We start from the raw sequence: 25,657 nt of genomic DNA on the forward strand, positions 1-25,657 counted from the left end.
CCGGATCTTCCGGCCGTCATCTACAACAGCCCCTATTACGGCTTTGCCACCCGCGCCGATCTGTTCTTTGCGCTGAGGGCCGAGCATGGCAATCTCGTCGGCTTCAAGGAGTTCGGCGGTCCGGCCGACATGCGCTATGCGGCGGAGAACATCACCAGCCGCGATGACGAGGTCTCGCTGATGATCGGCGTCGACACGGCGGTGTTCCACGGCTTCGTCAATTGCGGTGCGACGGGGGCGATCACCGGCATCGGCAATGTGCTGCCGAAGGAAGTGATCCATCTGTGCAAGCTCTCCCAGGCGGCGGCCAAGGGCGACGCCGATGCGCGTCAGCGGGCGCTCGAGCTCGAACAGGCACTGGCGGTGCTGTCGTCCTTCGACGAGGGTCCGGATCTGGTTCTCTACTTCAAGCACATGATGGTGCTGAAGGGCGACGAGGAATATGCGCTGCATTTCAACGAGAGCGATGTTCTGTCCGCGAGCCAGCGCGGCTATGTCGAGGCGCAGTTCAAGCTGTTCAACAGCTGGTATGGCCAATGGAGCAAGCTTGCCGGCGCCGTGCAGACCTACAAGGCCTGAGGCCCATGCGGGCGTCCCGCTTTCGACGCCCGCCGATGACCTGATATCCAAACTCAAAGGCCCCCAATAAGGGGGCCTTTTGCGTTTCGGAGGCCCGATCACCCACCATAAAGATAAGGCATGCCAACTCCCCATTTCTGCTTGTTAAATATATAACTTGATTAATCGCGCGTTCATTTTGAAGCCGCTATTGAGAAGCGTTAACGGTTTCCACTATCTCATGTCTGAACACAGCTATTTTCCCTACAAGCCTATGAAGAGCCCGAACATGCAACTCTAGCGCCGTCAGCGCATTTTGTTTGGTTAGGATACTCAGTCGGATATGAATTCAACAGAAGAGCAGATGCCATGGTGTCTCAGAATTTAGCGGGCGGTTCGACCGCACAGGCCAAGTCGCCCCTTTCGGATCCGGATTTCGGAATCCGAGCCACTCTTTTGTCGAATGATCAGTTGCGAGCAAAGGCCGCTGGATTTGCGGAGAGCCGGCAGCTTGACGTCACGAGCTTTGAAAATTTCGATTTTTTTCAACGGCATCGCGAGAACGAAGGCGAGATCCTCCGGGTCTATAAATCCGCAGCGGCAGATGTCGATGCAGGCGAAAGCATCACTCCGGCAACGGAATGGCTGCTCGACAACCATTACATCGTCGAGGAGGCGATCCAGGAAGTCCGTCGTGACTTCCCGAGGAAGTTCTATCGCGAGCTGCGCACCATCAAGCTGAACGGGGTCGATATTCCCCGCACCCTGGCGCTCGCCTGGCTCTATATGGCCCATGCCCACAGCAATATCAGCAATCCCGGCATGGCGGCGGTGACGGAAGGTTTCCAGGACGTTCAGACCCTGCATATCGGCGAGCTTTGGGCTATGCCGTCGCTCGTTCGCTACGTGCTGATCGACAATCTCAGGCGCGTTGCAACGCGGATCGACAAGAGCCGCGAGATGCGCGGCATCGCCAACGACGCTGCCAGTAAGGCAATTGCGCTCGGCGACGCCAAATCGGTCGAATTCCTTGAGACGTTGGCGGCAAATCTCGGCGATTCGACCTTCGTTACCCAGCTGCACTATCGCCTGCGCAACGCCCTTGAGCCGACGGAGGCCGCGCTCGGCTGGCTGGAAGCAAAGCTCGCCGCAAATGGCGCCGACGCTGAAACCGTCATGTCCATCGAGCAGAGCCGGCTTGCGGCCGCCAATACGCTGATGGGCAGCATCATCAAGAGCCTCAGGGAGATCAACGATACCGATTGGTCTACCTGGGTCGAAGAGGTCAGCAAGATCGACAAGCTTCTGTGGAAGCAGACCGATTATGCCGAACTCGACTCCGGCTCGCGCAATTCCTATCGCCGCCAGATCGAAAAGCTGGCAAAGCGCAGCGAGAAGACCGAACTCGATATCGCCGAAGCAGCGATCAAGCTCGCCGAGCGCGCTAGCGCCGGTGGCAAGGACGCGTCGGCTGCCGCCACCAACGTCGGCTATTTTCTGGTCGGCGCAGGGCGCCCCGCGCTCGAGGCGGAGATCGGCTTCCGCAAGCCGCTCGGCGTGCGGTTCATGCGGGCGATCCGCCGGTTGAACTGGCTCGCGATCGCCGTACCTGTCCTGGCCCTCACGCTGCTAGCGCTCGTCGCTGTCGGCGCTGTTTTCGTCAGCACGGGAATTCCTCTCTTTGCGACGATCGTTCTGCTGCTGGCATTCGCGCTTCCGGCCTCGGAAGGTGCCACAGGCCTCTTCAACTTTTTCGCTACCTTCTTCATCGCTCCCGATCGCCTGATCGGCTACGAATTCAAGAAGGGCTTGCCGGCTGAGGCTCGCACGCTCGTGACGATTCCAAGCCTCATCGGCAAGCGCGAGCATGTGGATGAACTGCTCCGCAATCTCGAAGTTCACTATCTCGCCAATCCGCGGGGCGAAGTTTACTACGCGCTGCTCACCGACTGGCCCGATAGTCAGGAAGAGCAGAATGCGCGCGATCTCGAAGTTCTCGACTATGCGCGTCGTCAGATGGCCAATCTGGATGCGCGCTACGCCGAGAACGGCAAGCAGCGCTTCTACCTCCTGCACCGTCGTCGCCTTTATAATGAGGCCGAAGGTGCCTGGATGGGCTGGGAGCGCAAGCGCGGCAAGCTGCATGAGCTGAACATGCTGCTGCGCGGCGATCCGAATACCACCTTCCTTCCCGGCGCCGACACCGTGCCGCAGGACGTGAAATACGTCATGACCTTGGACAGTGATACGCGCATTATTCGCGACACCGTGACCAAGCTTGTCGGCAAGCTTCATCATCCCATCAACCGCCCGGTCTTCGATGAGAAGAGCCAGCGCGTGGTCGACGGCTACAGCGTCCTGCAGCCGCGCGTCACACCGTCGCTGACAACGGGCAAGGATGCATCCGCCTTCCAGCGCATCTTCTCGGTCAATCGCGGTCTCGACCCTTATGTCTTCGCCGTCTCCGACGTCTATCAGGACATCACGGGCGAAGGCACCTTCACGGGCAAAGGTCTCTATCACGTCGATGCTTTCGAAGCCTCGCTCAAGGGCAGGATCGCGGAAAACTCGGTGCTGAGCCATGATTTGCTCGAAGGCTCAATGGCGCGCTGCGCCCTGGTAACCGACTGCGAGCTCGTCGAGGATTTCCCGATCCGCTACGAAGTGGAAGTCTCGCGCCAGCATCGCTGGGCCCGAGGCGACTGGCAGCTGCTTCCCTATATTTTCGATCCGAAGCGTGGCGTGACGGCGCTCGGCCGCTGGAAGATGGCCGACAATCTTCGTCGTTCCCTGACGCCGATCGCCTGGTTCCTGGCGTCCGCCCTCGGCTGGTACTGGATGAGCCCGCTCGGCGCGCTGCTCTGGCAGATCGTGCTGATCTTCAGCCTGTTCGTGGCGCCGACGCTGTCGTTGATCAACGGCATCATCCCGCGCACGAGCGACATCATCCTGGGCGCGCATCTGCATATGGTCTGGACCGATATCCAGAATGCGAACGCCCAGGTCGCGTTGCGTGTTGTCTTCATTGCTGACAGCGCATGCGTCATGGCCGATGCCATCCTTCGCTCGCTCTATCGTCTTTTCGTCAGCCACAAGCTGATGCTGCAATGGCGCACCGCCGCGAGCGCCCAGGCTTCGGCGCAGACCACCGTCCTTGGCCACTACAAGGTCATGTGGCGCGCTCCGGTGCTTGCCATCCTTGCGCTGCTCTTCGCCATGTATTCCGGGGACAGCGCCTATCTGGTCGGTGTACCCTTCGTCATTCTCTGGGTGCTTTCGCCCATGATCGCCTGGATCGTCAGCCAGACGGCGGAGACCGAAGACCGGCTGGTCGTTCCCGATAAGGTCAGAAGCGAGCTTCGCAAGATCGCGCGGCGGACCTGGCGCTACTTCGACAATTTCGTCGTGCCCGGCCAGCATTACCTGCCGCCCGATAACGTCCAGCAGACGCCGCATGCGGTCGTCGCCATGCGTACCTCGCCGACGAATATCGGCGTCTACCTCTTGTCGGTGATTTCGGCGCGCCAGTTCGGCTGGATTTCGTTCGAGGAGGCGGTCAAGCGCATCGAACAGACGATCGACACCACCGAGAAGCTTGAAAAATATCGCGGCCACCTGTTCAACTGGTATCACACGGATACTCTGAAGCCGCTCGGCCGCAAATATGTCTCGTCGGTCGATAGCGGCAACCTCGCCGGCCACCTGATCGCGGTGGGTTCCGCCTGCCGCAATTGGGCACAGGCGCCAACGGCTCAGCTTCACGGCAGTCTCTATGGTATCGGCGACATTGTCGGCATTCTCCGCGAAGTCCTTGCCGAACTTGCGGATGACAACAAGACGAGCCGCGACCTTCGAGATCGCGTCGACGAACGGATTGCCGCTCTCGAAAACACGCTCGCCAGTACCAAGCAGAAGAAGGAATTCTCGCTGGCCGCCATTGAGCGGCTGGTAGAGGATGCCCGTGAGATCGGCAAAGCTGCCGGCAATCTCGACCAGGAGGTCAAGACCGCACGGAGCGAGGAAGCCGTTTATTGGGCCGGCAGGCTCGTTGCGACCTGCGAGCTTCATCTGGTCGACAATGCGCTCGATCACGCGAAGATCGATGGTATCTCCGAAAGACTGATCGCGGTCGGCGCTCGCGCTCGCGACATCGCCTTCGCCATGGACTTCAGCTTCCTGTTCCGTCCGGAGCGTCGTCTGCTGTCGATCGGCTTCCGGGTCGAAACCGAAGAGGTCGACGCTGCCTGCTACGATTTGCTGGCATCCGAAGCGCGCCTGACCAGCCTCTTTGCCGTCGCCAAGGGCGACCTGCCGACCGAGCACTGGTACAAGCTTGGACGTCACGTCGTTCCGGTGGGACCGCGCGGTGCGCTGGTCTCCTGGTCGGGCTCGATGTTCGAATATCTCATGCCGCCGCTTGTCATGCAGGAGCGTCAGGGCGGTATCCTCAATCAGACCAACAATCTGATCGTTCAGGAACAGATGAATTATGCCAAGCGCCTCGGCGTCGGCATCCCCTGGGGTATCTCGGAAGCGGCCTTCAATGCCCGCGACCACCAGATGAACTATCAGTACAGCAATTTTGGCGTGCCGACACTCGGTCTGAAGCGCGGCCTTGGCCAGAATGCCGTTATCGCGCCCTATGCTTCGCTGCTCGCCAGCCAGTACAATCCGGTGGCCGCACTCGAGAACCTCGACAAGCTTAGAGCTGTCGGCGCACTCGGCATGTACGGCTTCCACGATGCCGTCGATTTCACGCCGAGCCGCGTGCCCGAAGGCAAGAAGTGTGCAGTTGTCTACAACTACTACGCCCACCACCATGGCATGTCGATCGCAGCCGTCGCCAACGTCGCTTTCGATGGGCTGCTACGCGAGCTCTTCCATGCCGACCCGGTGATCGAGGCGGCCGAGTTGCTACTGCAGGAAAAGGCACCGCGCGACATTCCGGTCATGGCTTCCAAACACGAGACGGATGCTCCGGCAACCATTCAAGGCGATCTGATGCGTCCCGAAGTGCGTCGCGTCGAGGATCCCGCATCGCGCGAGCGGGAATTGCTGCTGCTGTCCAACGGTCGTTATTCGACGATGCTGACCGCGACCGGCGCCGGATATACGCGCTGGAACAACCTGTCCATTAACCGTTGGCGCGCCGATCCGACCGAAGACCGCTGGGGCTCCTTCGTCTTCCTGCGGGACACGGTATCGCACGAATGGTGGTCCGCCACCGCTGAGCCGCGCTCCATCGCAAACGAGCACGTTCGCGTCACCTTCAGCGACGACAAGGCCGAGTTCGTCAAGACCGTCGGTGAATTGACGAGCGAAATGGAAGTCTTCATCGCGAGCGATCACGATGCGGAAGGCCGTCGCCTGACGATCACCAATTCCGGTACGGAAGACCGGGTGATCGAAGTCACCTCCTATATGGAGCCGGTTGCCACGCTCGATATCGTCGATACCGGGCATCCTGTCTTCGCCCGCATGTTCGTGCATACCGAGATTGCTAGCCGCGGCGACGCCATCTTCGTCGAGCGCCGCAAGCGCGGCGTCACCGATCCGGAAGTTGCGATCGCGCAGCTTGTCGTCGACGGCAGCGGTGGCGACGGCCCGACCCAGTTCGAAACCGACCGCATGCGCTTCCTCGGAAGAGGTCGCACGCTGACGGAAGCTGCCGCCTTCGATGAAGGCGCCACGCTCTCGGGCACGGACGGTTTCACCATGGATGCCTGCGTCTCGCTGCGCCGAGTCGTGCGCATTCCGGCGGGCAAGAAGGTCAGCCTGGTCTTTTGGACCATCGCGGCCGGAAATAGGGCGGAACTCGAGACGGCGGTGGAGCACTATCGTCAGCCCGACAGCTTTGCCCAGGGCCTCGTTCAGGCCTGGACGCGCACCCAGAAGCAGCTGCGTCAGATCGGTGTCAACTCGAAGGAAGCGGCGGCCTATCAGCGCTTTGCGCGCTATATCGTCTATCCCGAGATGTCGCTGCGTGCGGACAAGCAGACGGTTCGTGCCGGCCTGCGGTCTCAGTCGGTTCTTTGGGGAGCAACGCTCTCCGGCGACGCGCCGATCATGACCTTGCGCATTACCGACGAGCTTGGCACCGATCTCGTCAAGGAGCTGCTGCGCGCGCAGGGCTTCCTGCAATCGCGCGGAGTCGAGGTCGATCTCGTGATCTTCAACGAGCGTACCGGCGAGGACGCCTCGGAGATGCAACGTACGATCGACCAACTTTGCGATGGCGCGCGCCATGCAAGCGAGGCGGCCGGCATTCAGCGCAACATCTATGTGATCCGCAAGGATATGACCGCTCCGGAAGTCTATGATGCCATCATCGCGGCCTCGCGCATCGTGCTGCGTGGCCGGGACGGCAGCCTGAACGATCAGCTGGAACGGGCTCGCTCCGTTGCAGGATCGCCGGCGCTGCTTGGCCAGTGGGGCGATTCCACGCTCGTGCCGAGGATGACGCGCAGCAAGGCTGCGCCGACGAATGGCGACGGCAGCGATCTGATGTTCTGGAACGGCTATGGCGGCTTTGCAGCCGATGGCAGCGAGTACGTCGTGCGCCTTTCGGGCGGAGAGCAGACGCCGCATCCGTGGGTCAACATCATGGCCAATGAGAACTTCGGTTTCCATGTCTCGGCCGAAGGTGCGGCCTTCACCTGGAGCCAGAACTCCCGTGACCATCAGCTGACGCCCTGGACCAACGACATGGTCATCAACAGGCCTGGCGAAGCTTTCTATATCAAGGACCTCGATCGCGGTTCGATCATCGTTCCCTATGCTGCCCTGGCGCAGACTTCGGATACGAACTTCGAGGTTCGCCACGGCCTGGGCTATTCGGTCTTCTCCACGACCCAGGACGAAATCTCGCTGGAAGTCACCCAGACGCTCCATATGGAAAAGCCGGTCAAGCTGACGCAGCTTCGCATTCGCAACACCGCAAGCGAAGCACGCAAGCTTCGCCTCTATGGCTACGCCGAATGGATTCTCGGCAACAATCCGACCAAGAGCAAACCATACATCGTCTCCGAATTCGATCGTGAGAGCGGTGTGATCTTCGCGAACAATCCGTTCAGCGTCGATTTTGGCGGGCGGGTTGCGTCGTTTGCGGCGAGCGAAAGGCCTTCGAGCGTCTCCGGCAGTCGCCGCGAGTTCATCGGCCGCCACGGAACGATCCAGCAGCCTCGCAAGGTTTCCGCGGGCTCGCGTCTCTCTGACGTGATCGAGCTTGATGGCGATCCGGCAGCAGCCATGGCCTTCGATCTCACGATAGAGCCGGGCGAAGAACGTGCCATCTGCTTCTATATGGGCGATGCCGGTTCGCGCGAGGAATCGGCTGCCCTTATGGCCGATATCCGCTCCGTCGGCTTCGACGAGGTCCTTGGCAACACCAAGGGCTATTGGAAGACGTTTACGGGCAAGGCACGCGTTTCGACCCCTGATCAGCGCTTCGACTTCATGGTCAACAACTGGCTGCCTTATCAGACGCTTAGCTGCCGCATCATGGCGCGCACCGCCTTCTACCAGTCGAGCGGCGCCTGGGGCCTGCGTGATCAGCTGCAGGATTCGCTCGCATTCCTGCTGCATTCGCCTGACATTGCCCGCAGGCAAATCCTCAATACCGGCCGTCGCCAGTTTGCCAAGGGCGACTTCCAGCACTGGTGGCTGGCAGACAGCGGCGCCGGCGTCAGGACGAACATTTCGGACGATCCGGTCTGGCTCGCCTATGCGGTCGACCAATATTGCACGGCGACGGGCGATACGGCGATCTTCGACGAAATGCTGCCCTTCGTCGAAGGGGCAGAGCTTAGCCCGGGCCAGTACGACGCATTCCTCGTCCCGCGTGTCTCCGCCGAGAACGCATCGCTCTATGAGCATGCTGCCCTTGGCCTTGATCTGGCGATCAAGCGCACCGGCGTAAAGGGCCTGCCGCTGATGATGAGCGGCGACTGGTGTGACAAGATGGACCGCGTCGGCATCGATGGCCGTGGCGAAAGCGTGTGGCTCGGCTGGTTCTTGGCGGGCGCCCTGCGCCGGTTCATCGGCTATGCCGAGGCGCGTGCCGACACGCAGCGCGTCAGTCGCTGGTCGGCACATCTGATCAAGCTGAAGGAAGCGCTCGAAACCTCCGGCTGGGATGGTGACTACTACCGCCGCGGCTATTTCGACAACGGCGCGCCGCTCGGCTCCAGCCAGTCCGATCAGGCAAAGATCGACTCCATCGCCCAGTCGTGGAGCGTTCTGTCGGGCGAAGGCAATCCGGAGCGCAGCGAGATGGCGATGAACGCCGTCCTAGAAAAGCTCGCGGACAAGGAAGGCGGGTTCATCCGCTTGCTGACGCCTCCCTTTACCAACCCGGCCAACGACCCCGGTGCCATCAAGGCATATCCTCCGGGCGTTCGCGAAAATGGCGGTCAGTACACCCACGCCGCGGTGTGGACAACGCTCGCCTTTGCGCGCATGGGCCGCTCGGAAGATGCATGGCGCTGCTTCGAGATGCTCAACCCGATCAATCACTCGCTCGATAAGTCTGCGGCGGATGTCTACCGCGTTGAGCCCTATGTGATTGCCGGCGACGTCTATGGCGAAGGCGCCCTCAAGGGTCGCGGCGGCTGGAGCTGGTACACCGGCTCGGGCGGCTGGCTCTATCGCACGGCGATCGAAGGCATCCTCGGTGTGCGCGTCGAGAACGGTCATCTCCATGTGAAGCCGGCGCTGCCGGCAAAGTGGGATAATTTCTCGGCGGATCTCGACTTGCCAAGCGGAAAGTACCAGGTGTCCGTCTCCAAGGACGCTGCGGGAGATCGCTATGCTGTGACTGTTAACGGCGTTGCGCTCGACTATCTTAACGAGGGGTATCGGCTCGGCGGGCACTAACGCATATTGAGCAAAAGCGCATAGCGGTTCTTGAAGGGATCGTAGCGCACTTTAACAAAACACTACGCAAAAGGCTGCCAGGCTTTAGTCTGGCGGCCTTTTGCACTAGAGGGCAGCAAATCGACGAACACAGCAATTGCGAATGAGCGCGATTGCTCGCCACCGGCCTCCCGCTGTTCACATGTCACGGCGTCATGCCGAAGCGCGAGGCGAAGAGCGATTTCAGCCGTGTGACATCCTGCGGCGCGATCGAGGCGTCGGTCAGCGATATCCAGCCGTCTATGTAGTGCTGCGGTGCATAGATATGCCCGTAGCCAACCGGTGAGGTGGTGGCGATCATCATGTCGAAAAGCAGCTGCAGCATCGTCACCACAGGTATCCAGGTGAGCTGAGGCGAAACATCCGATCCACGCGGCGCCTTCATCCATTCAGGTTCGCGGAAGGCGGACGATACGTCGAAGAAGACGACCGGGTCGCTGGCGTACTGGAGATAGATCACGCGAAGAGGCCCCCAGGGCGCGGCGTACTGCTCTGGCGGATGCTCTTGATTGGCAAACCGGATCACCGATCCGTCGCGGAATTTCGGCAACCATTCCGGCGTGCCGGGATTTCGTGCTGCGGTCGCCGCCATCCACCGGGCGCTGCGGAAGGGAGGTCCGCTCCACAAGGCGCCATTCACCGGGTCGCCGATGACATTGTAGATATCGAGCGAGAGTTGCGAATTCAGCGCTCCGAGGCTCAATCCGTGCAGATAGAGCTTCGGACGCTTGTCATGCGGGAGCTTGGACCAGTAGCCATAAACGGCATCGAAGAGGTCGACGGCCGTTTCCTCGCCTTCCCGTGGCTCGAACAGAAGCGACATCCAGCTCGTGAGGTAAGAATATTGAACGGCGACGCTGGCGACATCGCCCCGTTGCAGATATTCCAGCGTGTCCATGGCTGCGGGGTCTATCCAGCCTGTCCCGGTCGGTACGATCACGACCAGAAGCGAGCGCTCGAAAGCTCCCTGCCGTATCAATTCCTTCAGGGCGAGCGTAGCGCGCTCCTTGCTCGTTTCGGCATTGTTCAATCCGACATAGATGCGAAGCGGCTCCCGTGATTTGGTGTTCCAGAAGCTGGAGATCTCATTTGCCGTCGGGCCGGATACGATGAAGTGCCGCCCTTGCCGGCCGAGGCCTTGCCATTCGACGAGCGAGGCGTAGCTGCCGGTTTTCGTCGCCTCCTGCGGGCTTGGCTGATCAGTTTCGATCAGTGCGTCCGCCTGCTGAAAGGAGGCATCCGCCGCGTCAAGCGCAAGGCGAAGCAATATTCCCTGGCCGATCGACCAGAACAACGCGATAGCCAATAAGGACCCCATGACTTTTGACAGCCGACTTGGCACCATACGCGAAAGCCATTTTGAAAAGATCAGGCAGACCAGGCGAAACAAGCGTCCCAAGATTAGTGCCGCCAGAAAGGTCACAGCGGCCACTGCCGCAAGCCAATAGGGCTCTGCGGTGGCGATCGGCGGCATTTTCCACAAAAGACGGATCGAGTTTTGCCAGAATGTGGCATGCCAGAGCGCGGCAAGGCAGAGGGCGAGACATGCCATCCCTATTGCCCATCGCACCGGTTTCAACGAACTGTCCGGGGCGGGCAGCTGAAGGTAGAACCAAAGCCAGGTCAGCGCGGTGCCGATCATATAGCCGATGCCCGCACTGATGCCGGAGAGTGCACCCTGGACGAGATAGGAGCGCGGCATGAGGCTTGGCGTCAGCGATGCTGCGAAAAACACAAGCCCCATGACCATGCCGAGGAGCGAAAGGGAGTAGAATATCTCCTTGTCCAGACGACGCATGGCGTTCCTTTGCGCTACGTTACAAATATGCGGGCAGCAATTGCCTGACGGATGGGCGCGGCTGTGGGGGATGCTACGCAATCATGCCGGGAATGCCAAGAAATGTCGGCGACAAGATCGGGCAGCCGATGGATTACATACGTTCGCCGGGCAGCTCGCTCGCCTGTCTTACCCAAGTGACAAATTGGGTTTCATCGATGATGTCGCCTTCGCGGATATTGAGGTAGCGCGTATCTTCGGCTTTGGATTCACCGGGTGGGATCGGTTGCAGCGATGCTCCGCGAAAGAAGGCGATCTTGATGTATTTTGCAAAGCAATGAATGCCGAGGAACCAGCCATCATCTTCGATGCCGTAGAGTGGTGAATTCCATTTCACCGCTTTTCGGACATTGGGAACGGTTTGCTTGATCAAGCCGTCGAGCTTTCGGCCGACCTCGCTCTTCCAACCTGGCATGGCAGCGATATAGGCCTGCACCGGTTCATCGCCATACCCCTTGGCGATTTGCGGGTTGCCGCCCGATAGCAACTTTGGCTCCGCCATAGTCGAACCCGGTTCTGACTTTGTCGCCGGTTTGGAAGTTTTGTTCGTCATTGCATTTCCCCGCAGTCGCCATCCGGTCTATTGTGTCAGGCATATTTGGTATTTGATCCCCGTCGTTCCAGAGATGCAACATGCTTTCTGATCGGCGGGGCGCTCGACCCGGGTGATGCCGGGGCGTCGCGCGCGAGATGGAGTTTGAAATTGAGCACCGCGTTCATGAAGGAAGAAAGTGCGGAAACGGCAGCGGAAACCCTGCTGCCCGACCGGACCATTTCTGAGCATCCGAACCTCGTGACCGAGGCGGGATTGAAGGCGCTGGAGCAGCAGCTTCAGCAGGCGCGGGAAGCCTACGAGGCGACCATCGGAATTGAGGATGTCAACGAGCGTCGCCGGCAGGGCGCTATCCCGTTGCGCGATGTGCGCTATCTCGTCGAACGTGTTCGGACTGCCGAGATCATGCCCGCTCCGGCGTCTTCTGACCTTGTCGCCTTCGGAAGCACGGTCACCTATAGCCGCGAGGATGGGCGGGTGCAGCGATATCGTATCGTTGGTGAGGACGAGGCGAATCCGAAGGCCGGATCGATATCCTATGTCTCTCCCGTGGCACGGCTCCTGATGGGCAAGGCCGTTGGCGATTTCGTCAGCCTCGGCAATGAGGAACTGGAGATCACTGCGATCGAATAGGCTTCCGTCGCAAAGCCTTTCGTACGGAGCGAGGCAAGAGGGAGAAGGGCGGCCGAGTGGATGGTTCGGCCATCCATGGAGGCTTGCGCACTTCATCGAACTGCGAACGCCCTACCCCATTGTTGTTGCACATTCCGGGCGTAGAACCGCCGCTCCTTTCTGGAATTGCTTAGGCCCCGGTTCCGCGCAGAGGGGTCTGATAGACCACAATTCGGGCGTGATACGGGATGCGCTCATAGAGGTCGATTGCGTCCTGATTGATCAATCTGACGCAGCCGGAAGAGGTTGCCTTGCCGATCGATCTCCAGTCGGGTGTGCCGTGCAGGCGGTAGAGCGTGTCCTTGCCATCCTGGAAAATATAGAGCGCGCGGGCGCCGAGCGGATTCTTCAATCCAGGCGCCATGCCGCCATTGGCGACGGAGAATTTTGCAAGGCCGGGCTGACGGGCAATCATGTCGGTCGGCGGCTTCCAGCGCGGCCAATGCTGACGCCAGTGAATGGTGCCTTCACCCTTCCAGGCGAAGCCTTCGCGTCCGATCCCCACGCCGTAACGCAATGCCTTGCCGCCGGGCTGTACGAGGTAGAGGAAGCGCGACGCCGTGTCGACGACGACAGTGCCGGCCGGCTCGCCGGTGGGGTCGACGACCTGCTGGCGATAATATTTCGGATCGATCTTCTCATAGGGGATGGCGGGAATGGTGAATCCGCCATCCTGGAGTTGAGCGTATCGGGTGGCAACTTCCGGTGAGGTCGCGGGGGCGGGCGCAGGAGCAACGACTTCCGGCTCGACCACCGGCTTGATCGTTGGCAACGGCGTTTTAAGCGGCGCCTGATCGCCGGGACCTGTCTGCGGCACGGTGGAGCAGCCGGCCAGCGTTGCTGATGCGGCCAGCGAACCAAAAATGAAAGTTCGGCGGGAAAGGGTAGATGAAATGCGGCTCATGAGAATCGTGATGACTTGTTAACAAATAAGGCGGAGGGGTGAATTTCGCTCGACCGGTAGGTTCGATTTGTGGCTGGATTAGACCGGCAGGAGATGGAATAGCAAGTCGCGGACAACTTTTACGCAGCGTGTGACATTGTTAACACTTGTGCGATGCGCGGGATCCTCGCCCCCTTTGTTGAAAGCTGAGCCTTATCCCATGATAATCGGTCGGATCTCTGCTTGCGCACCATTTCGGATGTCGACATGTAATGTATCTGCAATCTTTGGCATGTCAGTGGGGAAAGGGATGGCAGGACGCTGTCTCTTTTAGGGGAAGCGATTGCGGATCTTGCTACTTGAGGACGAGCCTGAAATGGCTCAGGCTTTGCTTGAGGCGCTACGGCGTCGCGACGTGCTGGCCGATCATGTCCGCACAATCGCGGATGCCGACGCGATGGCTCGTGTCGGCACCTATGACGTTCTGGTGCTGGACCGCCGCCTACCTGACGGCGAAGGCCTGGATCTCGTCGCGGCACTTCGTCAGCGCAAGCATCCGGTGCCGATTCTCGTTTTGACTGCGCTCGGTAGTGTCGATCATCGCGTCGATGGCCTCGACAGCGGTGCCGATGATTACCTCGCCAAGCCTTTCGCGATCGAGGAATTGCTCGCCCGGCTGCGGGCGCTCCAGCGGCGTGGTCCCACCATTTCCGACAAGTATCTCGATTTCCACAATCTGAGCGTCGATCCCCGCAGCAATGAAGTCTCTATAGCAGGTTCGGTAATCGAATTTCCGAGACGGGAATATCTGGTACTGGAGGCATTGATGCGTCGCCCAAACCGGATCGTGACAAGATCGAACTTGATCGAAGCGGTCTATGCGTTGGAAGACGAAATCGGATCGAACGCTCTGGATGCGCATATCTCGCGAATTCGAAAGAAGCTTGTTCAGGCTGGAGCCGAGGTCGAGATAAGGGCCGTACGAAATATCGGCTACCTTGTCCGGGCTAAGGCATGAAAATAGAGCGCAGTCGCTCCTTGCGATGGGGCCTCATAAAGCGCCTGATTCCGTTGCAGGCGTTTCTTCTCGTCCTCTTCGTCGTCCTTCTCGTCGGCTGGGTCTGGATCATCAACCCGGAGCTGGAAGACACCAACGAACAAGCCGTTCGCATCGTTGCAGAGCATGTGACAAGAGATGCCGATGGTCGGCTACAGATGATTGACTCGGCTGCGCTCAAGGAGTTGAAGCGTCGGTCTCCCGATCTATGGTTCATCATCCGCGATGCTGACGGAGCTATATATCAGTATGGAGAGGCACCCGCGTTCCAGCTGAAGGAAGTTTTTCCTCGAGGCGTCGATCATGCAAGGCTGGAGGTCGGCAACGGGACCCATGCCGCGCTGGAAAACCGGGATACGTCGATTGGCAAACTTCAGTTTGTGGCAGCGACCGAACGCGGCTTTCCCAACGAAGGCCTTAACGTATGGATCAATATTCGTGTCGAGGTCGCGAAGGATGCTAACGGGCAGACCCCTTGGCTGAGCGTCTTACCGGCGATGGGGTTTGTCATTCTCATTGCCGTCGTTCCCATGCTGGCGCTCACCGGCGTGGCGACCTTGCTCGTAACGCCGCGAGCGGTTGGTCGCTCGCTGAGCGGCCTTGTTGAAACGGCAAGGCAAGCGCAGACGATCGACTTTGAGACCCGCGCGGCCAGGCTCGATCGCTCGAAGGTGCCAAATGAGATCATCCCCCTGGTGGATGCATTCAATCATGCTCTTGCCAAGCTGGATGAAGGCTATAACCGCCACAATCGCTTCCTGGCCGATGCAGCCCACGAGCTGAGGACGCCCATCGCGATCGCGCGAACGCGAGCCGATCTGCTTCCGGAGGCGGAAGTCAGCCAGCAGCTTCGCGGCGACATCGATCGTCTCTCGCGCGTGGCCCATCAGCTTCTGGAGATGCAGGCCATCGGCGTGGTCGAGCTGCGTGCGGAACGCGTGGACCTGAACATGCTGGTCGAGAACATCGCCGCCGACCTCGCCCCAATCGCTATGGATGCCGGCTACGAGTTCGATTTCGAGCCCAGCTCGAAGGAGGCCGCCTTTGTCGTTCAGACATCGACGATCGAGATGGCTGTCGTGAACCTCATTCGAAACGCCATCGATCATTCCGGCGGCAAGGGTGCAATCGTCGTCCGGGTCGGCGCGGCGGGCACCATCGATGTCTGCGACGAAGGTCCCGGCATTCCGCCACATGAGCGCGATCGCGTTTTCGAGCCATTCCGCCGCATCAACGCCAGCTCGTCGGGAGCTGGTCTGGGGTTAAATCTGGTCAAAAGAGCAGCCGAAATTCACGGTGGAAGAGTTTTGTTCTTTGATACCACTGCAGGTTTTTGCGTGCGGCTGGAGATCGGCTCGATCGCTCCGTCGCTAATTGCGGAAACAGACCGGCGAAGCGGCAAGATCAAGCGCTGAGCCTCCGAACGGCGAAGGACCGGGCGCCGCAATCAGTCTTGGGAAATGCGGTTGCGTGATCCCGATTTTCATTGGAATGGTTTCGGCAGGGGATATTGTCGACCTCGAACATGATTCAGGTCGCGGAGGGCGTTGATGACAGCCATGGCTCAGGTCGATTGTCCCGTTTTGCCCGCTTGATGTAGATCCTCATGCTTTTCATCCCGCTTCCCTTTGTCGTCGCCATTCTGCTCCTCACCCTTTTTGCCGTCGTGGCGAAGGGAAGCGACCAGACTTCCTTGAGGGAGGTCCCGCGCAATCTGCCGTTTCTGGCACTTATATTGATCAGTGCCTTTCAGAGTTTCCTGGGTGGTCTGCGTTGGGGATATGGCATTGACACCGTCATCTATGTGATGCCGGTCACCGCGGCGCTCATCCCGCCGCTGGCGTATCTGGGGGTGCGCAGACTGACGCGCAAAAGCGCCGAGATATCTCTGTGGCGAATGGGATTGCATGTGCTTCCGGCAGTCGCAGTCGTTCTTCTGATGGCGACGTCGCGTTATGCCATCGATGTTGTGCTTCCCCTGATCTTCATCGGCTATGCCATCGCGATCCTCCTGCCGATGCGCGCGGGAACGGATGCGCTGAGGATGACATCCTTCGAAAGCACGTCACCGGTTTTTCGCGCTCTCGTTTTCGCGGCCTTCACCTTGCTCCTGTCGGCCCTGCTCGACATTTTCGTCGCTCTCGATTTCGCCTGGACGCAGGGAAGGCACGCCATTGCCCTGATCACCTTTGGCAATCTGGCTGCATTGGTCATCCTATCCATTGCAGGTGCCGTCGCCAGCCGCGGGCGCAGCTTTCCGGACATTGCCGAGCCGGCGCCGCAATTCGATACGACCGGCGACAAGGACACCTTAGCGGCGATAGAGTCCCTACTGGAGGCAAAACGCGTCTACCGGGATCCAGACCTCAATCTGGATCGTCTCGCCCGCAAGGCCGGTATCCCGGCCCGGCAGATTTCGGCGGCAATCAACCGCGCGACTGCCAAGAACGTCTCGCAATATGTCAACGAGTTTCGGGTGGCCGAGGCATGCAGCCTGCTCGAGGGGACGAAGAAGCCGGTGACGGATATTATGTTCGACGTGGGCTTCCAGACGAAATCCAACTTCAACCGCGAGTTCCGTCGCGTCACCGATATGACCCCGGTGCAATGGCGTGAGCGGAAGCAGAACAGCGCCTGATACAGCGTGGAAGGTGCTGTATCGCGATCGAGTACGCCCAAAAACGCGTTTGAGGTCGAGTTGGCAGCCTGATCGGCCATGTTGCCGACATGAACACGATCACCGAACACGACCGCAAACTTGCCGAAACGCTCAAGTCGCTTTCCGTCGCGTCAGCTGCCGGCACCGCTTCATTCGAACCGCCGCGAAAAGTTGTGCGGCGGTTCGCTCTCGTTTCGACTGCATTTTCTTTGATCGCAGTTCCTCTCGCTGGTCTTTCCCTATGGCCGAACTTGATAAGCAGCGTTGGGGGTATGGTGGTCCAATCGCAAGGGCCGGACACTCTCCTCCAGGAGGAGCAGGCTAAAAGCACGCCGACAATCGCGGCGGGCCGCGCCGGCGCACAGTCCGGACAGCCGGTTGCCGCAGCAAATACCCGTGAAATCACCGGGTCCGGCTACGTCGTGGCGCCACGCTCGACCGCGGTCTTTTCGAAATATGAAGGCAGGGTAATCGGCATTCCGGTCGAAGCGGGGGATCGTGTCGAAGCCGGTCAGGTCCTAGTTACGCTCGATGATGCGAACGCCCGCTTTGCGCTCGAGCAGGCAGACGCAGCAAAGGTTTCCGCCGATCTCGCTCTCTCAGCCAGGGCCATCGAACTCACGCAGGCGGACACCTCGCTGCGGCGTATTGAGTTGCTTGCATCGCGTGAGGCAGCGTCCAAGAAGGATCTCGAGGCGGCCCGAACGACCTGGAAAAGCGCGTCGAACGCGGTGGAACAGGCACGCCAGGACATCAATCGGGCCGACATTGCAATCCGGATAGCCCGGGAACAGCTGGATGAACTGACGGTGCGAGCGCCGTTTGCCGGCACCGTTGCAAAACTTGGCGCGCATGTTGGTGATACCGTGCTGGCACGCGTCGACAGCGTTCGGGAAAATCAGAGCCTCCTCACCCTCATCGACACAGGCAGCATGGTGATCGATGCCGATGTGGCAGAGACGAATATTGCCGCCGTTCATCCCGGCATGCGCGGGGAGGCCGTGCTCGACGGATTCCCGGAAAGCCCCTTCGCTATCGACATCAGCAGGATCGCGCCTGTCGCCTCGGCCGAAAAGGGCACGATCACACTTCGCTTCTCACTGGTCGCGCCGCCGGCGGGAATTCGTCCGAACATGGCAGCGCGCATCCGCATCGCTGCATCCAACTCCCAGCAATCATCCGGAGACACCAGCCAATGACCGAAAGTGCCAGGCAAGAACCATATATCGCTCTGAGCGCCGTGCAGAAAGCGTACCGCATCGGCGGTGAAGAGCTCCCCATCTTCAGCGGTCTCGATCTGACCATTCCGAAGGGTGACTTCGTCGCGATCATGGGGCCATCCGGATCCGGTAAATCGACGCTTCTCAACATGCTGGCGGGTATCGACCGCCCCGACAGCGGCGAATTGCGCATCGGCAGCGCCCGGCTCGATCAGATGGGAGAGGCGGCGCGCTCCTCCTGGCGCGCGCATAACATGGGCATTGTTTTCCAGTTCTATAATTTGTTGCCCATGCTCAACGCGGCCGAGAATGTCGAATTGCCGCTTCTGCTCAAGCCGATTTCCGCAAGGGAACGGCGTGCCCGGGTCGAGAAGGTTCTGGATCTTGTCGGGCTCGGGGGGCGAGGCAAGCAATATCCGGCCTCGATGTCCGGCGGTCAGCAACAGCGTGTCGGCATTGCGCGGGCCATCATCGCCGATCCGGATCTGCTGCTTTGCGACGAACCGACCGGAGACCTCGACAGGAAGTCCGCCGATGAGGTGCTCGACATGCTCGGCTTCCTCAATCGTGAGATGGGCAAGACCATCGTCATGGTTACGCACGATCCGCAAGCCGCCCTTCATGCCCGCCACGAGTTGCATCTCGACAAGGGGCATTTCGTTGAAGAGAGGAGGGTCGCCTGATGCGCTTCTTGGGTCTTGCCAGAAAGAATGCGTGGCGCAAGCCGCTGCGTACGGTGCTGCTGATCTTCTGTATTTCCGTGGCTTTCCTGATTTACGGCTTGACGGCGAGTTTCACGAACGGCTCGCAGGGATCGGCCGGCGCCAGTGAAAATATTCTCGGCGTCATGAATGCCGCGGGACGCAACCAGTCGCTGCCGATGGCTTACATGTCGCGCATCGCCTCAGTGCCCGGCGTGTCGTCCGTCGCCTATGTGGCGCGCTTGCGCGGTTTTGTCGGCGCGGAAAAGAATGTCATGGCCGTCAGCGCCGTCGAGCCGCAGCTGCTTGCCGAAGTCAACGGCAAGGAGCTTGCTCTGACGCCAGATCTGGTCAAGGCGCTCTCCGCCAGCCGCGACCGGGTGCTTGTCGGTCGGGCGTTGATGACGGCACAAGGCTGGACTGTTGGCCAGCGCCTCACCCTGACCTCGTTCCAAACCGCAGCGAAAGATGGCACTCGCGACTGGCGTTTCGAAATTGTCGGCGTTTTCGACGGCGAGACGGAAAGCGCCGATACCTATTTCATCATCGCCCGCTACGACTACATCAACGCCCTTCGTGAGCGGAACGCCGACACCGTGGACGCTTTCATCGTACGGCCGCGGGCAGACATCTCCTCAAGTGAGTTGGCCGTCCGGATCGATGCCCTTTTCGCCAACTCCGCAGTGCCGACGCGCACGCAGTCGGAGAAGCAATTTCTTGAGGCCTTCCTGCGCCAGTATGCTGACATCGGTCTGATCATAAACCTCGTCGTCGGTGCGGCTTTCACGACCTTGTTGATGATCGTCATCAACACCATGGTTTTCGCTGTCCGCGAGCGCAGGTTTGAAATCGGTGTGCTGAAGACGCTTGGCTTCTCGCGTCGGCGGATTCTGGGGCTCGTTCTCAGCGAGACGATGCTGATCTTCATCATCGGGGGCATTGTCGGGCTTTTCCTGGCGAAGCTTGCCTCTATTGCGGCCGGGCCGGTTCTCGGCTTGGTCTTTACGGCTGCAGTGCTTGCAAAGGCGGTCTGCCTCATTGTGCTCCTTGGAGTCGCAGCGGGATTGCTGCCGGCGATCAATGCCATGCGCGCGCCTGTCACCAAAGCACTCAGAGCGAGGTAGTCCCATGCAGTCCAGTATCAAGCAAATACTCGTAATGACGCGGGCCAGCATTTTCAGTCTGCCACGTCGTCTGGCCATTTCGATTTCTATGGCTTTGTCCATTGCGCTTGTCGTCGGCGTTCTCGTCGGCTTTCTTTCCATGGCCGCCGGCTTCGAGGCGGCCTTGAGAAACGCCGGCTCGCCCAACATCGCCGTTATTCTTGGCGGTGGGACCAATCAGGAAATGGGCTCCGATATTCCCGCAGAAGCCATCCGGACGTTGGAGGCGATGCGAGGTGACGTCGGGGCTGTGCGCGATGAGGCGGGCAATCTGGATTATTCCCGCGAAATCGTCGTTCCTGTCGAAGTTCGGCAAGAGGGCGCCGAGTTTTCCAAGATGCTGGCTTTGCGTGCCATGGATCCGACGGGGCCATCGTTGCGAGGCGGCGTTACCCTTTCAGCCGGTCGATTCCCCCGCGTCGGATCGCGTGAAATCATCGTCGGGGATCGCATCGCAACGGAGTTCAGCTCCCTCGCGCTCGGACAGCAGATAAGACTAGGTCCGGTCGCATGGACGGTGGTCGGCCGCTTTTCCGCACACGGGAGTGCATTCGAATCCGAAGTGTGGGCCGATCTCGATGCGGCTCGTTCTGCATTCGATCGGTTGGGCGAAATTCAGAGCATAAGGCTGAAGCTTGTCGAACCTGGCTCGATCAGGCAGCTCCAGAAAGCACTCGGCGGCATCACGGCGACACCCCTGGTGGCAGTATCCGAAGCCGATCTCTACTCCGCTCAGTCCTCCGCCACGGCCGGGCTCATTCGCATGTTCGGTTGGCCGATCGCCTTGCTGATGGCGCTTGGCGCGGCAGCAGGAGCGCTCAACACGATGATGAGCTCGGTCTCGGACAGAACCGTCGAGATTGCCACGGTGCGAGCTCTCGGGTTCACCAGGCTTTCCGCCTTCGTCGCGACCTGGGCTGAAGCAGTCCTGCTTTCGGCAATCGGGGCTGCGATCGGCGTTACCGTTTCGTGGCTCCTCTTCAACGGCTGGCAAGCGAGCACGATCGGCGCAAACAATGCCAGCCTTGCATTTCAGCTGACTGTGGACGATCGGGTGATTGTCATTGCCAGTCTGTTGGGCCTGGCCATCGGTGTCGTCGGTGGCGCACTGCCTGCTCTATCCGCCGCACGTCTTCCCATCACGGCTGCACTGCGCACTCGCGGGTAAACCGGTCATCCCGATGCAACCCTGGAGTAACTCGAAAGTAAGTTTTCTTGGCCAAGCTATCCCCATCTCGCCTGTGGGGACCGCAGGAGGCAGCCGCGGATGGGAAGCGCCATGCCATCGATCGATATCATCGTTCCAAAAGCTGCTCCTCGCTTGTGGCAGAAGATCATTGTCCGGCGGCTTCAAGCTGCCGGATACGATATCTCAGTTTCGCATGGCGCCGAAGCGGCCGGCTGGCCCGCGACGGTCAATGCCGCCTTGAGGCTAGAGCGTCGCATCTTCCGTAGGCGTGATCCCGGTCTCGGCTCTCGGGTGCCCGAGATTCCCGTCAGCTTTCGCAATGATGCGGCTGACTTGAGGCTGGATCTTGCCGGCAACGCCCCATCTTCGGAAATCCCCACCATCACGCTTCGGTTCGATGGTTCTCCGTTTGATATCGCCGTGCCAACGGCGGTCGCTTCCGGTGCCTTGCCTGCCATCGAGGCCGTGCTTGATGGCAGGTCCGTCATGGGAAGGGCCCTGCCAATGGTCGACAGGCGCGAGTCTACGGCGCTTGGCGTGGAGGACGTTCTTGCCCGTGCCATCACCCTTGCTGTTTCGGTTGTTCGGGCTCTTGTCGAGCGTCGGCTACCCATGGGTGGTCCTCGACCGGATTCGGCTTCGAATGTAACCGAGACTGATAGGGGTTTTGCCCCTGCCTATCTGGCCCGCGCCCTGCCTCGCCTCGGCGCAGAGACCATGCGTCGGCTGCGTTTCCGACACGCGCATTGGCGTGTCGGCTATCGCTTCGTCGATGGGCCTGGGGTGGCGGCGACATGCGCACTTGGAAACGGCTGGTCTGTCCTGCCGGATGCAGGCGATCACTTCTACGCGGATCCCTTTGCCTTCCGATGGCACGACCGATATTTTCTGTTCGTTGAGGACTATCCGCATGCAACGCGAAAGGCCGTTATTTCGGTCGTGGCCTTTGATTCCGACGGGAAACCTCAGGCGCCGCGCTGCGTATTGGAGGAGCCGTATCACCTCTCCTATCCGCAGGTTTTCGAGCGCGATGGCGCGATCTGGATGCTCCCCGAGGCCAGTGCGAGCGGGAAGCTGACACTCTACCGCTCCGGTGATTTTCCCGACCGTTGGTTGCCGGAAGCCGTGCTCATCCATGGTGAGATTTCCGACGCGACATTGCTGGAGCACGGCGGGCGGCTTTGGCTCTTTGCCACCAGCCGCGACGGTTATGGCAGCACCTCCGATACGCTGGTGGTCTTCCATGCTGAAAGGCTTGCTGGCCCGTGGAAGCCGCATCCTCTGAACCCCGTCCTCATCGATCGTCGCATGGCGCGGCCGGGTGGTGCGTTCATCCGGGATGAAAGCAACCGCATCTTCCTGCCGGTGCAGGATGGCACGCTTGGCTATGGCGGCGGGCTCGGTCTTTCCGAATTGCTTGAATTGGACGAGCAGACCATTCGATTGACTGCACCTCGGCCAATCGATGCGCTTGGCGACTGGCCCTATCCGAAAATCCACACCTTCAATCGTTCAAGCCGACTGGAAGTGATCGATGGGATTGCGGCCGTGCGAAAATGACTGAGGCGAGAGCAGCGCTTCATAGCCTGCGCACATTCTCGCCGGCGAGTATTGCTCCTTCAGTCGCTGCCCGGCGGCGGCAAGGCTGACCGCAAGCTCAGGCTTTGCGATGATCTCGGCAAGCCCTTTCACCATGCCATCGGTGCTGGCTTCGACGAACAGTGCCGCCGGCTCGCCATCCTCCGTCGTCAGCACTTCCTGCATGACCGGCAGATTGCTTGTGACAACAGGCAATCCGGAGATAGCTGCCTCCACAGCGGCAAGACCGAAGGTTTCGGTGGTAGAAGCAAAGGCATACGCGTCGCCGGTCGCGAGAAACTCGAAAATGCGGTTGGGCGGAACCTCGCCGACGAGGTGCAGCCTGTCCTTTACGCCATGGCTCTCCGCCAGGGCGACGATGGCATCCCATTCCGGTCCCGTTCCCGCGATTGCGAGATGAATGCCGGGCAGTCGCGCCAGCGTCCCCACAAGGGCGGTCTGGTTCTTCGAAGGCGCCATTCGCCCGGATGAAACGGCGAGCCAGACATCTTGGGGGAGGCCGAGGGCAACACGGGCAGCCGTCTTCTCCATCCGGTGCGATGGTGCGGGAACACCGTGGTCAATCCGCGAAGTCCGCCGCCGATATGCTTCGGGGAACGTCTTAAACTGTGTCTCGGTCCAGCGCGAGTTGACGACATTCGCATGATAGAGGCCTAGGGTGCCCATCAGTTTGTCGATCGTAGTGAGGATGCCGCGCACCCCTCTGGTTTGCGGTGCTCCGCTCTGGTTCGCAATGATCATGCTTGTTCCGGCGAGACGCGCGCCGATCGTGCCGAAGACATTGCCGTAGTGCTGGAAGCTGATAACTGCGTCCGGGCGCTCAGCCCGCAAATAGCGGGCGAGGCCGACGGCCGCTCTCAATTGGCCAGGCAAGCCGCGCGGTGGTTCGGTGAGGATGAAGTCCGCATGAGGGTCGCGGTCATAGACATCCGTCTTCCGATACATGAACACCGTGCGGATCTGGTGGCCGCGGGCGCGCAAGCCTTCGCCCACCATGTCGGAGATCCGCTGTGCACCCCCTGCCTCCGCCTGGGTCTGTACCTGGACGATCTTCATGTGCGGCCTTTCAAAAAGGAGCGGGCGGCAAGCGCGTCTTCACCGGCGAAGAAACCGAGGATTGATGGGTTGATCCCGATGCTGCGCCGGGCGATGAAGACGGCGGTGACGCACCAGACGATGATGGTGCCGGCTATGCTCAAGGCGGCGCCGATCGGTCCGAGCAGATAGGTCAGAACCGCCGTCGCGCATAGCCCAAGCACGTTGACCACCACGAGCAGCTTGAAGAGCTGATGCTGCAGGCCAGTCAGCTGCATGAGGATTTCGGTTGGACCGCAGGCCGTTCCCACGGTTGCGCCGATACCGAAGATGATCAGTGTCGCCTGCATGGTCGGCGTCGCATAGGCAGGATTGAAAATCGACAGGATCAGGTTTCCGAAGAGGACGAAGACGACCAGCACGGAGAGTGCGATGATGAAGCCGGCGAGGGCGGCAAGGCTCGTGATGCGCTGGACATGCGGCCGGTCGCCATTGTGGAACGCGCCTGATATTTGCGGGGCAAGCGCCTGATTGATGCCGTTTAAGGCCAGCACCACGAGGCGCATGGTCCGGTCGGCGACGAAAACCGCACCGGCTGCCTCCGGGCCGAGAATTGCCGCCACAAGCAGCGTGCTTGCCTGGCTCAGAGCCGGAGGCAGTGCAGTGACGCCCCAAAGGCCGAGCGTAACGGTCTTGAATTCCCGCTTCTGCTCCTGACTCAATGAGCCGCGTTTCATGCGGATCGTATCGCGAAGCAGGACGATGGTCTGAGGCGCGATCGAAAGAAGCAGCAGACCGGCCGTCAGGTATGTTGCCGTAACCGCGCTCATTTTGACTTGCATGAAATGGGCCAGCACGAAGACCGGGATGGCGATGGCCCGCCATATGACATCGCGCGGAAGCAGGGCGAAGATGAGGGCGTTTTTGGCGCGCAAGGCACAGGCAACGAATTCCGACCAGCCAAGGGCAAAGGCAAGGACGCTGGCCGCTATGCAGATCGATTGCCATTCCGGCATATCAGCGCTGGCCAAGGGCAGAAACGCGATCACCACGATGACGAGGCTGAAGCCGGCGAGCCCTGCCAGGGCGACAAGGATGGAACGCGCCATCATGCCATTTGCGGAGTGCAGGTCGCCGCTTCCCGCATATTGCGGCCAGAACCGCAAGACTGCGCTGTGTTGACCGATCAGCGAGAAGAAGGAGGTAAGGCTTGCTCCGGCATAGGCGGCGCTGTAGAGGCCGAATTGCCGCCCGTCCGTCGTCATGGCAACAGCCACGAACATCAGGAACGACAAACCCGCGCTCACGAGCTTGATGATGCTGGCGACGGCACCGCTCTTTGCGAGCGCGCCCATCGACAAGCGCAGGTTGTCCGCGGGAGAGGAATCTCCGGCCGGTAAAGCCTCGCCGCTGCTCGTCTTGTCGCCCAATATCGTGATCCTGCGCCGATCGGCCTCAGCTTTAAGGCCTGAAAGTCCAAGAATAGAATGTATCTCTAATATCGTAAGTTCTTATGGTCGTGCCACAGCGAACTCGGAACATGGTTACTTGCGAAGACCGGTCCGGATCACACGCTGTGGTGTAAACTCAACGGATGATTAATATTATTCACTAATAC

The 25,657-nt window shown here is 60.2% G+C and carries 16 protein-coding genes; 11 read left to right on the forward strand and 5 right to left on the reverse strand.

The window, feature by feature from the left end:
* Together GGD46_RS14715 and GGD46_RS14720 are read left to right on the forward strand one after the other, a co-directional pair.
* Nucleotides 1-579: dihydrodipicolinate synthase family protein (locus GGD46_RS14715; protein WP_184705052.1), on the forward strand; the 579-nt coding region annotated here is incomplete at its 5' end.
* Between the two features lie 348 nt (nt 580-927).
* Complete coding sequence (locus GGD46_RS14720; RefSeq protein ID WP_184705054.1) at nt 928-9,432, forward strand: GH36-type glycosyl hydrolase domain-containing protein; 8,505 nt, start codon at nt 928-930, stop codon at nt 9,430-9,432.
* Between the two features lie 184 nt (nt 9,433-9,616).
* On the opposite strand, the gene GGD46_RS14725 is transcribed toward GGD46_RS14720, so the two are convergent.
* Together GGD46_RS14725 and GGD46_RS14730 are read right to left on the reverse strand one after the other, a co-directional pair.
* The gene (locus GGD46_RS14725; protein ID WP_184705056.1) at nt 9,617-11,269 is read right to left on the reverse strand and encodes an alpha/beta hydrolase; all 1,653 of its coding nucleotides are present in this window, start codon (nt 11,267-11,269) and stop codon (nt 9,617-9,619) included.
* Nucleotides 11,270-11,402: 133 nt separating this feature from the next.
* Nucleotides 11,403-11,861, reverse strand: coding sequence for a DUF1801 domain-containing protein (locus GGD46_RS14730; protein ID WP_184705058.1), 459 nt, complete (start codon nt 11,859-11,861; stop codon nt 11,403-11,405).
* A gap of 150 nt (nt 11,862-12,011) precedes the next feature.
* Here GGD46_RS14730 and greA point away from each other — a divergent pair, with 150 nt between their 5' ends.
* On the forward strand, nt 12,012-12,494 hold the full coding sequence (gene greA, locus GGD46_RS14735) for a transcription elongation factor GreA (RefSeq protein WP_184705060.1): 483 nt from the start codon (nt 12,012-12,014) through the stop codon (nt 12,492-12,494).
* Nucleotides 12,495-12,663: 169 nt separating this feature from the next.
* Here the strand turns inward: greA and GGD46_RS14740 are convergent, their stop codons facing one another.
* Entirely contained in the window at nt 12,664-13,437 is a 774-nt protein-coding gene (locus GGD46_RS14740; RefSeq protein ID WP_184705062.1) for a L,D-transpeptidase, read from the reverse strand.
* A 322-nt stretch (nt 13,438-13,759) separates the two neighbouring features.
* Here GGD46_RS14740 and GGD46_RS14745 point away from each other — a divergent pair, with 322 nt between their 5' ends.
* The 8 genes from GGD46_RS14745 to GGD46_RS14780 all read left to right on the forward strand — a co-directional run bounded on the left by GGD46_RS14745 (nt 13,760) and on the right by GGD46_RS14780 (nt 22,965).
* Nucleotides 13,760-14,434: a response regulator transcription factor gene (locus GGD46_RS14745; protein ID WP_184705064.1), complete on the forward strand. Its 675-nt coding sequence runs from the start codon at nt 13,760-13,762 to the stop codon at nt 14,432-14,434.
* The gene (locus GGD46_RS14750) at nt 14,431-15,888 is read left to right on the forward strand and encodes a HAMP domain-containing sensor histidine kinase (RefSeq protein WP_184705066.1); all 1,458 of its coding nucleotides are present in this window, start codon (nt 14,431-14,433) and stop codon (nt 15,886-15,888) included. Before GGD46_RS14745 ends, GGD46_RS14750 begins: the two co-directional genes overlap by 4 nt.
* Before the next feature lie 191 nt (nt 15,889-16,079).
* Nucleotides 16,080-17,111, forward strand: coding sequence for a helix-turn-helix domain-containing protein (locus GGD46_RS14755; protein ID WP_184705068.1), 1,032 nt, complete (start codon nt 16,080-16,082; stop codon nt 17,109-17,111).
* Nucleotides 17,112-17,404: 293 nt separating this feature from the next.
* Entirely contained in the window at nt 17,405-18,331 is a 927-nt protein-coding gene (locus GGD46_RS14760; protein WP_246806316.1) for an efflux RND transporter periplasmic adaptor subunit, read from the forward strand.
* Nucleotides 18,328-19,035, forward strand: a complete 708-nt coding sequence (locus GGD46_RS14765) for an ABC transporter ATP-binding protein (protein WP_184705072.1) — start codon at nt 18,328-18,330, stop codon at nt 19,033-19,035. The genes GGD46_RS14760 and GGD46_RS14765 overlap by 4 nt, the downstream gene beginning before the upstream one ends.
* Complete coding sequence (locus GGD46_RS14770; RefSeq protein ID WP_184705074.1) at nt 19,035-20,177, forward strand: ABC transporter permease; 1,143 nt, start codon at nt 19,035-19,037, stop codon at nt 20,175-20,177. The genes GGD46_RS14765 and GGD46_RS14770 overlap by 1 nt, the downstream gene beginning before the upstream one ends.
* A gap of 4 nt (nt 20,178-20,181) precedes the next feature.
* Entirely contained in the window at nt 20,182-21,384 is a 1,203-nt protein-coding gene (locus GGD46_RS14775; RefSeq protein WP_184705076.1) for an ABC transporter permease, read from the forward strand.
* Between the two features lie 111 nt (nt 21,385-21,495).
* On the forward strand, nt 21,496-22,965 hold the full coding sequence (locus GGD46_RS14780; protein ID WP_184705078.1) for a hypothetical protein: 1,470 nt from the start codon (nt 21,496-21,498) through the stop codon (nt 22,963-22,965).
* On the opposite strand, the gene GGD46_RS14785 is transcribed toward GGD46_RS14780, so the two are convergent.
* Together GGD46_RS14785 and GGD46_RS14790 are read right to left on the reverse strand one after the other, a co-directional pair.
* Nucleotides 22,918-24,060, reverse strand: coding sequence for a glycosyltransferase family 4 protein (locus GGD46_RS14785; protein WP_184705080.1), 1,143 nt, complete (start codon nt 24,058-24,060; stop codon nt 22,918-22,920). The genes GGD46_RS14780 and GGD46_RS14785 overlap by 48 nt on opposite strands.
* Nucleotides 24,057-25,469 (reverse strand): lipopolysaccharide biosynthesis protein, encoded by a 1,413-nt coding sequence (locus GGD46_RS14790; protein ID WP_246806317.1) that lies wholly within the window; start codon nt 25,467-25,469, stop codon nt 24,057-24,059. Before GGD46_RS14790 ends, GGD46_RS14785 begins: the two co-directional genes overlap by 4 nt.
* Nucleotides 25,470-25,657 lie beyond the last annotated feature (188 nt).

Origin of the sequence: Martinezella lusitana (assembly GCF_014207095.1) — a bacterium.
In the GTDB taxonomy this organism is placed as follows: domain Bacteria; phylum Pseudomonadota; class Alphaproteobacteria; order Rhizobiales; family Rhizobiaceae; genus Rhizobium; species Rhizobium lusitanum_B.

Coding starts and splice junctions, on each gene's coding strand:
- GGD46_RS14720 (WP_184705054.1), top strand. CDS start 928: ATGGTGTCTCAGAATTTAGCGGGCGGTTCGACCGCACAGGCCAAGTCG.
- GGD46_RS14725 (WP_184705056.1), bottom strand. CDS start 11,269: ATGCGTCGTCTGGACAAGGAGATATTCTACTCCCTTTCGCTCCTCGGC.
- GGD46_RS14730 (WP_184705058.1), bottom strand. CDS start 11,861: ATGACGAACAAAACTTCCAAACCGGCGACAAAGTCAGAACCGGGTTCG.
- GGD46_RS14740 (WP_184705062.1), bottom strand. CDS start 13,437: ATGAGCCGCATTTCATCTACCCTTTCCCGCCGAACTTTCATTTTTGGT.
- GGD46_RS14750 (WP_184705066.1), top strand. CDS start 14,431: ATGAAAATAGAGCGCAGTCGCTCCTTGCGATGGGGCCTCATAAAGCGC.
- GGD46_RS14755 (WP_184705068.1), top strand. CDS start 16,080: ATGCTTTTCATCCCGCTTCCCTTTGTCGTCGCCATTCTGCTCCTCACC.
- GGD46_RS14760 (WP_246806316.1), top strand. CDS start 17,405: ATGGTGGTCCAATCGCAAGGGCCGGACACTCTCCTCCAGGAGGAGCAG.
- GGD46_RS14765 (WP_184705072.1), top strand. CDS start 18,328: ATGACCGAAAGTGCCAGGCAAGAACCATATATCGCTCTGAGCGCCGTG.
- GGD46_RS14770 (WP_184705074.1), top strand. CDS start 19,035: ATGCGCTTCTTGGGTCTTGCCAGAAAGAATGCGTGGCGCAAGCCGCTG.
- GGD46_RS14775 (WP_184705076.1), top strand. CDS start 20,182: ATGCAGTCCAGTATCAAGCAAATACTCGTAATGACGCGGGCCAGCATT.
- GGD46_RS14780 (WP_184705078.1), top strand. CDS start 21,496: ATGCCATCGATCGATATCATCGTTCCAAAAGCTGCTCCTCGCTTGTGG.
- GGD46_RS14785 (WP_184705080.1), bottom strand. CDS start 24,060: ATGAAGATCGTCCAGGTACAGACCCAGGCGGAGGCAGGGGGTGCACAG.